The sequence below is a fragment of the Streptomyces sp. NPDC048057 genome (genome assembly GCF_040653095.1).
Classification (GTDB): Bacteria; Actinomycetota; Actinomycetes; order Streptomycetales; family Streptomycetaceae; genus Streptomyces.
The window spans coordinates 21,130-33,122 of the sequence record NZ_JBEZNF010000052.1 but is presented as its reverse complement, the minus strand read 5'-3'; the positions used below and the strand labels follow the sequence as shown (position 1 = coordinate 33,122).

General features: G+C 67.2%; 7 protein-coding genes. 6 read left to right on the top strand and 1 reads right to left on the bottom strand.

Annotated features, from left to right (window positions below):
• The first annotated feature begins 835 nt into the window (after nucleotides 1-835).
• The 3 genes from AB0E05_RS35390 to AB0E05_RS35380 are packed head-to-tail and all read left to right on the top strand — an operon-like array spanning nucleotide 836 to nucleotide 2,864.
• A complete protein-coding gene (locus tag AB0E05_RS35390) occupies nucleotides 836-1,663 on the top strand; it encodes an AfsR/SARP family transcriptional regulator (protein ID WP_361971510.1) in 828 nt (275 codons plus the stop codon).
• A 2-nt stretch (nucleotides 1,664-1,665) separates the two neighbouring features.
• Nucleotides 1,666-2,430 (top strand): alpha/beta fold hydrolase, encoded by a 765-nt coding sequence (locus AB0E05_RS35385; RefSeq protein WP_361971508.1) that lies wholly within the window; start codon nucleotides 1,666-1,668, stop codon nucleotides 2,428-2,430.
• The gene (locus AB0E05_RS35380; protein WP_361971506.1) at nucleotides 2,427-2,864 is read left to right on the top strand and encodes a hypothetical protein; all 438 of its coding nucleotides are present in this window, start codon (nucleotides 2,427-2,429) and stop codon (nucleotides 2,862-2,864) included. Before AB0E05_RS35385 ends, AB0E05_RS35380 begins: the two co-directional genes overlap by 4 nt.
• Here the strand turns inward: AB0E05_RS35380 and AB0E05_RS35375 are convergent.
• Complete coding sequence (locus tag AB0E05_RS35375; RefSeq protein WP_361971504.1) at nucleotides 2,829-5,570, bottom strand: AAA family ATPase; 2,742 nt, start codon at nucleotides 5,568-5,570, stop codon at nucleotides 2,829-2,831. The genes AB0E05_RS35380 and AB0E05_RS35375 overlap by 36 nt on opposite strands.
• 224 nt (nucleotides 5,571-5,794) lie before the next feature.
• On the opposite strand from AB0E05_RS35375, the gene AB0E05_RS35370 reads away from it, so the two are divergent.
• From AB0E05_RS35370 to AB0E05_RS35360, 3 genes are read left to right on the top strand one after another with little or no spacing between them, the layout of a single operon-like run.
• The gene (locus AB0E05_RS35370; protein WP_361971503.1) at nucleotides 5,795-8,869 is read left to right on the top strand and encodes a DUF6531 domain-containing protein; all 3,075 of its coding nucleotides are present in this window, start codon (nucleotides 5,795-5,797) and stop codon (nucleotides 8,867-8,869) included.
• 34 nt (nucleotides 8,870-8,903) lie between these two features.
• Nucleotides 8,904-9,953, top strand: a complete 1,050-nt coding sequence (locus AB0E05_RS35365; RefSeq protein ID WP_361971502.1) for a 3-oxoacyl-ACP synthase III family protein — start codon at nucleotides 8,904-8,906, stop codon at nucleotides 9,951-9,953.
• Nucleotides 9,950-11,875: an HAD-IIIC family phosphatase gene (locus AB0E05_RS35360; RefSeq protein ID WP_361971500.1), complete on the top strand. Its 1,926-nt coding sequence runs from the start codon at nucleotides 9,950-9,952 to the stop codon at nucleotides 11,873-11,875. The genes AB0E05_RS35365 and AB0E05_RS35360 overlap by 4 nt, the downstream gene beginning before the upstream one ends.
• Nucleotides 11,876-11,993 lie beyond the last annotated feature (118 nt).

The window sequence follows — 11,993 nt, the reverse complement described above, 5'->3', positions numbered from 1 at the left end:
CCTTGAACAAGACCGCGACCTCCACCCGGTCCCGACCCTCCACCAGCGCAGACACCGCCAGCAACCGCACAGCCTCCTGCACGTCCGGCGACCACATCCGCGCATCCCCCACCAGATCACTCACATGCTGTCAACGAACCCGAACCCAAAGCGTTTCGGATCAATAAGTGGCCACGAGCCCATCCTGCCCTTCCTACCCACCAGTTCGTTCTGGCTCAATCTGGTGGACTGACGGTTCACCGAGCTTGCCATCAAGAACCTCCGCCGCGTCATTCACCGCTCTGTCAACGGCCTCGAAACTGACATCACTGACTGGATCAAGGCCCCCGACCATTCGTACAACGCAAGACCGCCGAAGAGATCCTTGCATCCCTCGCCCGTTGCTGCCGACGCATCACGAACTACATTGTCGAGGCCGTTTCCAGCCTCACCCTCAACCCGGGATCAGCCTGCCTCCAGCTTCGACCGGTCACTACAACCAGCGGCGGACGCTTCCTCCCGCACGGATCCATCAGCGCATCAGGCTCCTCATGCACGTACAGGAAACCAGAGCCTTCTCCGGACGAATCCAGACAGAGACTGACAAGCCGTCGCTGGATGGGCGCAGTTGCCTCGTTCGCGGCGCGGAGCGACGAAAGTCGATTCGCGCCCGCTGTCGGCACCCATACGCGGAGGCACGCCGGCCATCGCCCCGGCAACGTGCACGGTCCATGCCAGACACCGCAGCGCGGACAGCGTCCGTGCGCGGGCCACAGCCACGCCTGGCGCGTCGGGGGAGTTTCGGCCATCTTAGAATGCGTACGTAATTTCCCTGATGTGCAGGATCGGCCGTGGCATGAGAGTCATCACGTTGGTACGCAAGCAGGTTCCCAAAACGCCTGAGGTGTCGATGCGTTACGAAATACTGGGCCCTCTGCAGGTACGCAGAGGGGACGAGATTCATTCGCTAAGCGCCCCAAAGACCGAGATCACGCTGGCCTCCTTGCTCATAGGGGCGGGCCGGGTAACCACCAAAGAGCAGCTAATCGTAGATATATGGGGCTCGCGCCCTCCTCGACGAGCCGCAGCCGCCCTGCACGTGTACATATCGCAGCTACGTAAATTCCTTGTGGCGGCAGGAGATCGACAAGGGAAGGCGATTTCCACCAGATCCTCCGGCTACCTATTCCAGCTCCGCGGCGCAGAATACGACGTGACGGACTTTCGTACTGCGATGCGAAATGGCCGGGGGCACCAGCACGCGGGGCGCTACGAGGAAGCGTTGGAATGTTTCGACCGGGCACACTCGCTGATCCGAGGGCCGGTCCTGGATGGACTCGCGGAAGGGCAGGTCCTGAGCTCCTTCGCCGCGTGGGCCGAAGAAGAACACTTGGAGTGCCTGGAATTGTCCGTCGACGCGCACACCGCGCTCGGACGGCACCGCGAAGTGCTCAGCCTGCTCAACGGGTTGATCGTGCAGTACCCGCTGAGGGAGACCTTCTACCGGCAGTTGATGCTGGTACTTTACCGCTCCGAACGACAGGCCGAGGCGCTCCTGGTCTACCAGTCGGCACAGCGGGTACTCAGGACCGAACTGGGCCTGGAACCCTGCCGTTCGCTGCGCCGGGTGCATCACGCGATCCTCACCTCTGATCGGGCCCTCGACCTCCCTGTGGCGAGCTGACCGTGACCAGACAGGAGATGTACGACCCTCGCGAGCGATGGCTGCGGACCTTCCACCCGAGTCCGGCGGCCGGCACCGAACTCATCTGCTTCCCGCACGCGGGCGGGGCCGCCGGATACTGGTACGGGCTGTCGGCCGCGCTGGCCCCGGATATCGCGGTATCTGCGGTGCAGTATCCCGGTCGACAGGACCGTCGCCACGAGGCGCCTGTCGACGATCTGCATCTGCTGGCCGACAGGATCGCCGCGGTGCTTGGAGGCGGAAGCCACCGGCCGCGGGCATTCTTCGGGCACAGCATGGGCGCCTCGCTCGCCTACGAAGTGGCCGCGCGGCTGGAGCAGACATCCGGCGGAGGGCCGTCGGCCCTCTTCGTCTCCGGCCGTCGCGCGCCGTCCCGGCGCCGTCCTGAGTCACGGTTCCTCAGCGACGACCGGGCGTTGATCGACAACGTGAGGTCGTTAGGAGGCACAGAATCGGATTTCCTGGAGGATCCGGAGATCGTGGACATGATCCTGCCGGCGCTGCGCGGCGACTACAATGCGCTGGCCGAGTACCAGGACACTCCTGGTACGCCGGTGACCTGTCCCGTGGTGGCGCTTGTGGGGGACGAGGACGCCGAGGCATCCATTGAGGACATGCGCGCCTGGCAGCACCACACCACGGGCAGCTTCCGGCTGCGTGTCTTCAGTGGGGGGCACTTCTTCGTGATCGACCGCCTGTCCGGTGTGGCCGAGCTGGTGGCCGGCCTGCTGCCCACGCCCGCATGATCGGCACGGCGGCCGGAGGCAGCAGGCCCTACACAACCGTACGACTCTGTACCGAGACGGCGCTGCGCGAACTCGACGTCTGCTACGAGCCGTTGCCATCCGGCGAGAAGGGCACGCCGCATTGGCCGACCAGTGCGGCCGGAAGGGCGACGCACCCCACGCACTGTGAGACCGGCTGTTGTTCAGTGTCAAAGAGGCGGTTCACAAGGCCTGGCCCCCTCCGGCCGGCACGTTCCTGGACTTCTCTCCATGGCCGACATCACCTTCGACGCCGAACGCAGAGAGTCCGAGTCAGGGCTGCTAGCACCGGGCCCCTGGGTCTGCGGTGTGGAGGTGCGGAGCTTCACCGTACGGTGGACCACCGACGACAGCTTGCTCATCACGGTGGTCGTCGCCCCTCAATTGAATCGTGCCATCAGTCGAACCAGCCCTGACCGTGAACTCACCCCCAACTTTCCATAGATGCGGGAGAGATGAACGTCTATCGTTCGCGGACTGACCCGGAGTTGCCTGGCGATGTCCTTCGTCTTGAGCCCTCTCCCCGCCAGGCCGGCCACCTCGCGCTCGCGCTGGGTCAGTTCCGTAAGCGCGTCCTCTTCACTCCGGTTTGTCGACTGCTCGGGGGCGCGAGCCAGTTCCCGGGCCCTGGTGCCCGCCGGAGTTTCGCCCCCGAACAGTTCCTCGGCCTCTTCGTAGCAGCGTGTGGCCTCGGCCATGAGCCGCCTGCAGCGCAGCACGTGGCCGTGTGCCAGCAGTGCGTGGCCGCGCTGCTCAGGCAGATCACCGGCCGCCGCGTCGACAGCACGTTCCGCCCACTGCTCGGTGCGAACGTCTTCTGTCCTCCGGTCCGCGGAGGCCGCAGCAAGGAGTTCGTAACCACGGGCGGCCAGTACCGCCACCGGTTCGGAGACGCGCCAAGCGCTGTCGCCTTCCGGCAGCAGCAGCGCCAGGGCAGCATCGGCGTCACCGCGGGCAAGGGCCGCCTCGGCGTAAAGCAGGGCCTCCAGTGACATCCTGGGGGGCCTGTCCTCATCTCGCAGGTTCAAGTACTCACGGGGCGGCTCTCCCGACCGTCCGAGCTGCGACCACGCGGCTGCGCTCACCGCCTCCGCCAGCCCGACGTGGTCCGCACGGCCCAACGCAAGGGCCGCGGTCCGCGCCTCGTCCACCGCGGTCAGAGCATCCGCCATCTGCCCCGACTGATAGTGCGCGTAGCCAAGGGTGTTCAGCAGCGGGGGAAGCAAGTGGGTGTCACCTCGTTCGCGCACCGTGGCCAGTGCCCGTTCCACGTGGCTACGCGCAGGCCCGTATCGCCCTATCAACGCCTCGGCCCAGCTCAGTACCAACAGATGACCTGGCAGGTGCTGCGCGGCAGCCCTCCCGGCCGAGAACCCGTCCAACGCCTGGGCTGAGGCGTCCAGCGCGCCCTCGGCCAAGCGGATGTCGATGTCGCTCTCCATTACGGCGCACAGGCCACGCAGCGCCAGCGCCCCAGCCCTAGTCAGAGGGTCGGCGTGCCCTGCTTCCACGGCCAGCATCTCGACGTCCGCGCGAGCGAGGGCCGTCCCGGCGAGCACTTTGGTGAGCTGCTGCTGCACCTGTAGCAGCCTTCTGGTGCTGGTGGCTCTGCTGTGGTCGGCGGGCAGTTCGGCCGTCAGCAGGGCCTGGGCCTCCTCGCCGTGGCCAAGCGACGCGGACACAGCGGCCAGGAAGGTGACCGTATCGGCCCGGGTGCCGTCGCCCGCACCCGACGGGCCAGCAAGGATCTCGTTGCCGAGCTCCTGTATGCAGCGGGCCTCTCCCTCGGCAGCCAGGCCCTGGACCACCGGGCGCCACAGTTCCGGCCCCACTGTCTCCAAGCTGTCGAGGGCGCCCACCGCGCGCTGCAACCGAAGAGCGTAGGCGAGCCAGCGCGCCGCATCGACGGGCCTGCCCGCGTGTAACGCCGTCCGGGCGGCGGAGGCGAGCACCGTTGCGTCGGACGGCTCGATACCGGCGCAGGAACGTTCGATGTGCGGTGCGAGTTCTGTGGGCAGTGCACCCGTGCTACTCAGATGGGCCAGCGCCCTGCGGTGCGCGCCAATCTGCCAGGAGGCGTCGGTGTCGCCGTACACGCAGTGCCGCAGCAACTCGTGGCGGAAGCCCAGCCTGCGCCACCCGTCCGGCACCGTGCGGATCAGGTCCCGGCGCTTCAGGTCATCGAGCGTCCGGGACGTCTCGTCCTGGCCGGTCTCGGCCACTTCGGTGACGGCCGTCATATCGAAGGAGCTGCCGAGCACAGCGGCAGCTCGCAGGATCGTTTTCGCACGCTCGCCCAGCGATGTGGTCTCGGAGAGCAGGCGGGCGCCCAGGCTACTGCGGGCCAGAGCCTCCGGGAACTCTGCGGCAGACTCGGCGTCCGCCTCGGCCAAGGCGGTGAGGTAGAGCGGGTTGCCCTCAGCCCGTTCGTGGAGCTGAGCAAGGCCGGAGCTGTCGGGGGCCCGGCCCAGGAACGTCGCGCTCTGCTGGAGCGTCAAGGAACCCAGCTCGAGCGTGCGCACGGTCCCTGACTCGACGCCGTGCTGGACCGCGACGCGTAGTGAGACGGGCGACTGACGCGGACGGTGCGCCATGACGACGAACAACCTTCCCCCCGTGGGGTGGTGCACCAGCATATCGAGCAGTTCGACGGAGTACGGATCAGCCCAGTGAAAGTCGTCAAGCAGGAGCAGCAGCCCGCCGGAGGCAGTGGGCAGACTCTTGGCCAGGACTCTGCGGAACTCCGCAAATAAATGGAAAGATCCGGGCATTTGAGAACCGGAGCCAGTGGTGGAATCGATGGCCAAGGCGCGGATCAATGCCGCCGCTCCCGGCACGGTTGTACCGGAGTCACTGTCCTGCCAGGATGTGAACGCCGCGATGAAGGGGTAGAACGGCACATGGGTGAAGGCTTCCGAGCCAAGACCGCGCAGTACACACTTCCCTCTCCCAGAGGCCTCCCGGGCCAGTTCGGTCAGTAGACGGGTTTTCCCGGAGCCAGGACCCCCGGCCAGCTCCGCCGCGACGCCCGACTCCGCGCCCCTGGCCCCGACCAGGGTCACCAGCCGACTCAATTCTTCGCCCCGGAGCGGCACTTGCCCTGAGATCTCAGTGGCGGCCATCTTCGCAGGTCCCCTCCCCTACTTGCTGTCCCCGTGGTAGCGCCTGTCGTCGTAAGAGTTCGCACACAACAGGCGCCGAATGCGATGGCGCAAGCGATTTTGTCAGACCTGGCCTCGTCAGCGGTAGAACGCCCGCTACCCATCGCGGACAAAGCGCTGGTTAAGGGCGGCTTTAGAAGGACGGTCGAATCTGGCACTTCACCAAGTGATCGAGGAGCTTTCCCGTGCTCGCTATCCGGGATGCAAAAACCCACCCCGTCGCGTGGTCCCTACCCGTCGGGGACCGCATCGATGTGCTAGTCGACCTCGCGGAGGGCGAAGTCATCGTACGGCAGACGGACTTGGTGATCGAGAACGCCGGCGGAAACCTGCGACTGACACGTGAACACCGCGGTCATTCAGGAGCCGCCGTCGGTTTCGGTCCAGGCTGGCACCTCTCCTGCGGTGTGGACCAGGCAACACCCGATCCTGACGGTGATCCGCTGACCATCACCGACCCACAGGGCCGCGTCACCACGTTGCGCCGCGACCCGCGAGGGCTGGTCACCGAGATCGTGGATCCGCTGGGAAGTACGGCTGCGACGTTCGGTTACGACGAGGCCGCCCGTATGGTGCGGCACACGGACGGGTCCGGCCACTCAACCGTGTTCGAATGGGACGCACATGGTCGGCTCTCGCATATCACCGACCCGACCGGTGGCATCGTCTCCGTTGCGTATACGGTTGGCGCGCCTGAGGGCAAACCGACCGTGGCGGCCGTCGAGTGGACCGGCGACGGCACGTCCAGCCGGATCACCTTCACGTACGGTTCGCGGCTCAGCACCGTGACCGACGGGTCCGGACATGCCACCGTGCTCCGCTTCGACGCACAGGGACAGCTCGCCTCGGTGACCGATCCGGCCGGCAACGTACGGCGCCGCATCTGGGACAGCCAAGGTCTGTGCACGGCCGTCATCGACGCGGACGGGCACGCCACCACGTACGAATACGACACGGCCGGACGGCTGGTCGCACTGCGGCTGCCGACCTCGGCACGTTCGACAGTCGTCTACGCGGACCACCGCAACCCTCTGCTGCCTACCATTCTGCGCGATCCGCTAGGCAACGAACTGCTCCTGTCGTACGACTCCTCAGGACGGCTGGTCCGCACCGGCGCACCGACCCGGAAGCGCCCGCTGGACACCCGCACCTACGACCCCGTACACGGCTCCCTGGCCAGCTTCACCGACGGAAACGGGGACACCACCTCTTTCCACCACGACCACGCGGGGAACCTGGTCCGCGTGACTCCGCCCCCGCCGCTCGGGCCTACCGTCTACCACCGCGACGGGCTGTCCCGGATCACTGCGGTGACCAGCGGCAACGGCAACCGCACGGGCTACCGACGGGACTCTCTGGGAAGGCTCGTCGAAGTCACGGACGAGAACACGGGGCGGACCTTGCTCAGCCTGACCCACGACCCGCTGGGGCGATTGCTCCACAAGGCGGGCGAGGGCTGGTCGTACGACTACGCGTGGACCCGCACGACCGGCGGCAGCCGACTGGCATCGGCCGTGCGCACCGAGGACGGCGCCACCGAGGAGGTCCGCTACACCTACGCCCCCACGGGAGAGCTGACCTCGCTGACGACAGAGGGCGGCACGGTCGGCTACACCCACGACGCGGTCGGCCGGCCCGCATCGGTAACCGGGCCTTCCGGGCGCACCGCGTATCTGTCCCATGACGCTTCGGGCCGCCTGTCCCGAGTGGACTACGGCCAGGCGGTCCAGGAGATCCGTTATGACGCCTCAGGACGCCGCATTGCGCTGACCGTACGCGGCCCGGAGGGCAAGGAATCGCTCCGGACCTCGTACGAGTACCACTCGGAAGCCGGAGTGGACAGCGATACCTTGCGCACCGCAGAAGTGCATGGCGAGACCGTGGCGTTCTCCTACGACGCGCTGAAGCGGCTGCGACGCGCCGGGGACACGGAATACGCGTATGACGACGCCCACCATCTCGTGCGGCTGGGCGACATCCGTTTCACCCTCAACTCCGCAGGTCAAGTCGTGCAGTTCGGCGAGACGGAATTCACCTACGACGGCGCGGGCGACTTCACCGAAGAGGTCAACCCCACAGGCGCTTTCACCTACAGCGCCACCCATCAGACGCTGGCCGGGGTGTTCGGTGGACAGCGGGTCGTGACCGTCGATTACGACGAGTTGGGCCAGGAAAGGCCCCGCCGTATCACCGAGACCGCGCTCGACGGCCGCACCGTCACCCATGTGCTGACCCACTCCGAGCTGGGCGTGGTGAGGGTCGCCGACAACGACTCGCCCACCGACTTCGTTCGCGCTCCGGATGGGACACTGCTCGCCGTCGTCACCCCGGAGGGTCGGCACTACTGGACGGTGACCGACCAGCAGGGCTCCGTGCTGGCGCTGCTCGACGAGGACGGGCACATCGCCGCGCGCTACCGCTACACGCCGCACGGCGCGGTGACAGCCTCGGGAGACGCGGCAGCGGCCAATCCGTTCCGCTACCGCGGCGCGTACCAACTCCTGCGCGGCGCACATGTTTTGGACCACCACCTCTACAACGGGCTCTGGGGCCGGTTCACACAGCCCGACCCGACCCGGCGTCAGTACGCGCCCTACACCTTCTCCGACAACGATCCACTGAACAGCGGCACTTGGACCCGGCATGACTTCTGGTCGGCACTGGTGGGACCGCCGGAGACAGCCGTCGCGGCCTTCTTTCCCGAACCTCCCCAGTGGCCTACACGACCGAGGCCGGGAATCTCCACGGACCCCGGCGTCGCCGCCGACCGAACGCCGCTGATCGCCGGACATCTCCAGCCCGCACACCGCACAGCAACCGACAGCTCACCGCTTCCCAGAGAGGACACACCCCTGATGGCGAATCAGATCGTGATCAAGGTACCCAAGGAGATTGTGGCGAAGGTCGTCGATGACGTGGAGGTCTCAGACCCGAAGGTGGGCCAGAGCGGAACGTTCGACGACGAGTTGCACGACGAGAGCGGGACGTTGATCGGCACCTCGCACGGCTTCTTCCGGATCGAGTACATACGGCCGGGCGACGGCGGGCTGATGAGCTACTACACCGAGGACATCACCCTCGACGACGGCACCCTGCACGCCGAAGGCTGGGCGGACTTCAACGCCGTGCGTACCAGTGAGTGGGTCTACTACCCGGTGACCGGCACCAGCGGCCGGTACGAAGGGCTGAGCGGTTTCCGGAAGTGGCGGATGACCAGTGTCCGCGCGTCGGCCGAGTCCCGGATCATACTCTCCGACTGACCAGCGCGTACGCACTGGCGAGGAAGGGGTGTTCATGCCCAGTCCGGATGTACACATACTGTCAGCAGCCTCCGCCCTCCCTGGGCCCGCCGTGGACAATGCCGCCTTGACCAGGCGCTTCGGCATGGACGCGCTGTGGGAGCAGTGGGTCAATGTCTTCATCGGAACCAAGACCCGGCATCTCGCACTGGATCTGGAGTCCGGTGTGATCCGCTCCTCGCTCACCGACCTGGCCGAGGAGGCAGCCCGCAAGGCACTCGCGGCAGCGGGTCTCGGGCCCGAGGACGTGGACGCCGTCGTACTGGGTACCGCCACCCCGGACCAGCTGATGCCGGCCACAGTCAACATGGTGGCGGATCGGCTCGGCATCAACGGCGTGCGCACCTTCCAACTCCAGTCGGGCTGTTCGGGCGCGGTACAGGCGCTGGACGTCGCGCGCCAGATCCTGCTCAGCGGTACCGGCCGCACGGTTCTGGTGCTCGGCGGTGACGTGATCGCTCGCTTCTACGACGTGACCGTCGACCTGCGTAAGGCCGCCCCCGCAGAGCTGGTGAACTTCGTACTGTTCGGGGATGCAGCGGGGGCGGCGGTGATCTCCACCAACCCCGCGCCCGGCTCCGCCGTGGTCCGGTCACTGTTCACCCGCCTGGTGGGACTGGGCCGGGAACCGGGGGCGGTACTGGAGTGGTTCGGCCCGGTCGACCGAGACGCGGAGCGCCCTGCGGCGACCGAGGACTACAAGGCGATCGAGGCACACGTACCCACCATGACCGAGGAGGTGCTTCACGAGCTGTTGGACACCACCGGCTGGAAGGAGGACGAGGTCGATCTACTGTTGCCGCCCCAGCTCTCCGGTCGAATGACCCGTCTGATCACCGAGCGGCTGGCGTTGCCGGACGCGCGTGACATCAGCTGTGTCGATGAGGCGGGCAACTGTGGCAACGCCATCGTCTTCCTCCAGCTGGAGCGTGCCCTCGCCGCGTTGGAGGCGGAGCAGCGGGCGGTGGGCATCTCCATCGAGTCCAGCAAGTGGATCAAGGCCGGGTTCGCGCTGGAGGGCACGAGAAGGGAGACCGCACCGTGACGGGCGCCCCAGCAGCGGGCACGCCCGGTGACAACACCGGGGAACTCGCCGCGCTGCTCCAGGGCGGTGAACTGGCAGCCGAGTACCCGCGGGTCAGGCGGCTGCTCGCCGGGATGTCCGATGACGCACTGGGACGAGCCGGACGGCTGCTGGCCAGGCTCGACCCGCAGGAAGTGCTCGCCGCCCATCCCGGCACACCCGCCCCGGTGATAGCCGTCACTGGCCACGGGACCCTCTCCGCGCTGGTGCCCTCGCTCACAGCGGAGCTGGCCCGACACGGTCTGCTGGCCCGCGTCCACCTGTCCGACTTCGACAGCTGGGTGCTGGATCTGGCGGACCCGGGCAGCGCGCTGTACGCCGCGCGCCCCTCGGTCACCTTGTGTGTGCTGGACCCGGCGGTGGTGGCGGACGAACTGCCGCTGCCTTGGCGGGTGGCGGACGCGGAACGTGTTCTGGAGGAAAAGGTGGCGCTCGCCGAGCGGCTCGCCGAGGTCTTCGCCCGTACGACCCCCGGCAGCACCCTGGTCCTCAACACACTGCCTCTACCGCGCGACTTGACCGGCCAGCTGGTGGACCTCAAGGCACGGGCACAGCTCGGCGTGGTGTGGCGGGAGGCGAATGCCCGACTGCTGCGGTTGACGCTGGATATCCCCGAGGTGCTGGTCGTCGATCTTGACCCGCTGCTGGCCGAGGGCGGGCCCGCACAGGACGTACGGCAAAGCGTCTACGCCAAGGCTCATCTGTCCGACGGCCTGCTCTCCGCGTACGCCCGCGAGGCCGGGCATCTGGCCCGGCGGTCCGTCGGCGGCACGAAGAAGGTGCTGGCGCTGGACTTGGACGAGACCGTGTGGGGCGGGGTGCTTGGCGAAGTCGGCCCGGAGGGTATCGCCACCGAGGGAAGCTATCGGGGCGAAGCGTTCCAGCGTTTCCAGCGTGTGGCCAAGCAGCTGGTTTCGCAGGGCGTACTACTCACCGCGGTCAGCAAGAACGACCGGGAGCCGGTGGTGAAGACGCTGCGCGAGCACCCCGGACTGGCCCTCCGGGAGGCGGACTTCGTCCAGATACGGGCCAACTGGCGCCCCAAGCACAGCAATCTCATCGAGCAGGCCGGTGACCTCAACCTCTCCACTGACAGCTTCGTCTTCGTGGACGACAGTCCCTTCGAGTGCGGCCTAGTGCGCCGCGAGCTTCCGGAGACGGCAGTCGTACAGGTCGGTTCGGAGCCCGCACTTCATGTCGAGCGGTTGCTGCGGGACGGCTGGTTCGATGTACAGGAACTCACCGACGAGGACGTGGTGCGCCCCAGGCGCTATCGCGAGGACCACGCGCGGCAGGAGTTCCTGCACACCTTCGACTCACTGGACAGCTACCTACGCGAGCTGGACATCACGGTACGGCTCGCACCGGCCGACTCTCGACAGCTGGCCCGGGTCTCCCAGCTCACCCTGCGCACCAACCAGTTCAACCTGACCGGACAGCGCCTCCAGCCCGCCGAGACATACGCGCTCGCCGAGGACCCGGCGGCGCTGGTGCTCACGATCGTGTCGGCCGACAGGTTCGGCGACCACGGACTGGTCGGCGCGGTCCTGCTGCGTCGGGACGGGAAGGTGCTGCACATCGACAACTTCCTGCTCAGCTGCCGGGTCTTCGGGCGCGGCATCGAACAGGCGGTGCTCGACGCCGTGCTGGTTCACGCGGAGCGGAGTGGGGCCGACGAGGTACGTGCCGAGTACCGGCGCACAGCCAAGAACGGCAAGGTCGCCGGGTTCTATCCGGGGGCCGGGTTCGAGGTGGTGACCGAGGAGACGTCCCACACCACTTTTCGGCACGGGCTGCGCCCCCTCCCCTGCTCCGTCGGTCACATCCGATTGACCACACGCTTCGAACGGGTTCCTGACGATGCCTCCGAGCCGTCCGCGTGAGCGAGCGGCTCGGGGGACGGAGGGATCGCCCCGGGTCCTCTGACCGGCGACGACCCATGGCCCACGTCTGACGCTTCCCGGAACCGGAACCCCGCTCCCAGACTGCCTTCGACCGTAA

Bases quoted from the DNA above. Each gene is read 5' to 3' on its own strand.
- AB0E05_RS35375 (WP_361971504.1), bottom strand. From the start codon at position 5,570: ATGGCCGCCACTGAGATCTCAGGGCAAGTGCCGCTCCGGGGCGAAGAA.
- AB0E05_RS35365 (WP_361971502.1), top strand. From the start codon at position 8,904: ATGCCCAGTCCGGATGTACACATACTGTCAGCAGCCTCCGCCCTCCCT.
- AB0E05_RS35380 (WP_361971506.1), top strand. From the start codon at position 2,427: ATGATCGGCACGGCGGCCGGAGGCAGCAGGCCCTACACAACCGTACGA.
- AB0E05_RS35390 (WP_361971510.1), top strand. From the start codon at position 836: ATGAGAGTCATCACGTTGGTACGCAAGCAGGTTCCCAAAACGCCTGAG.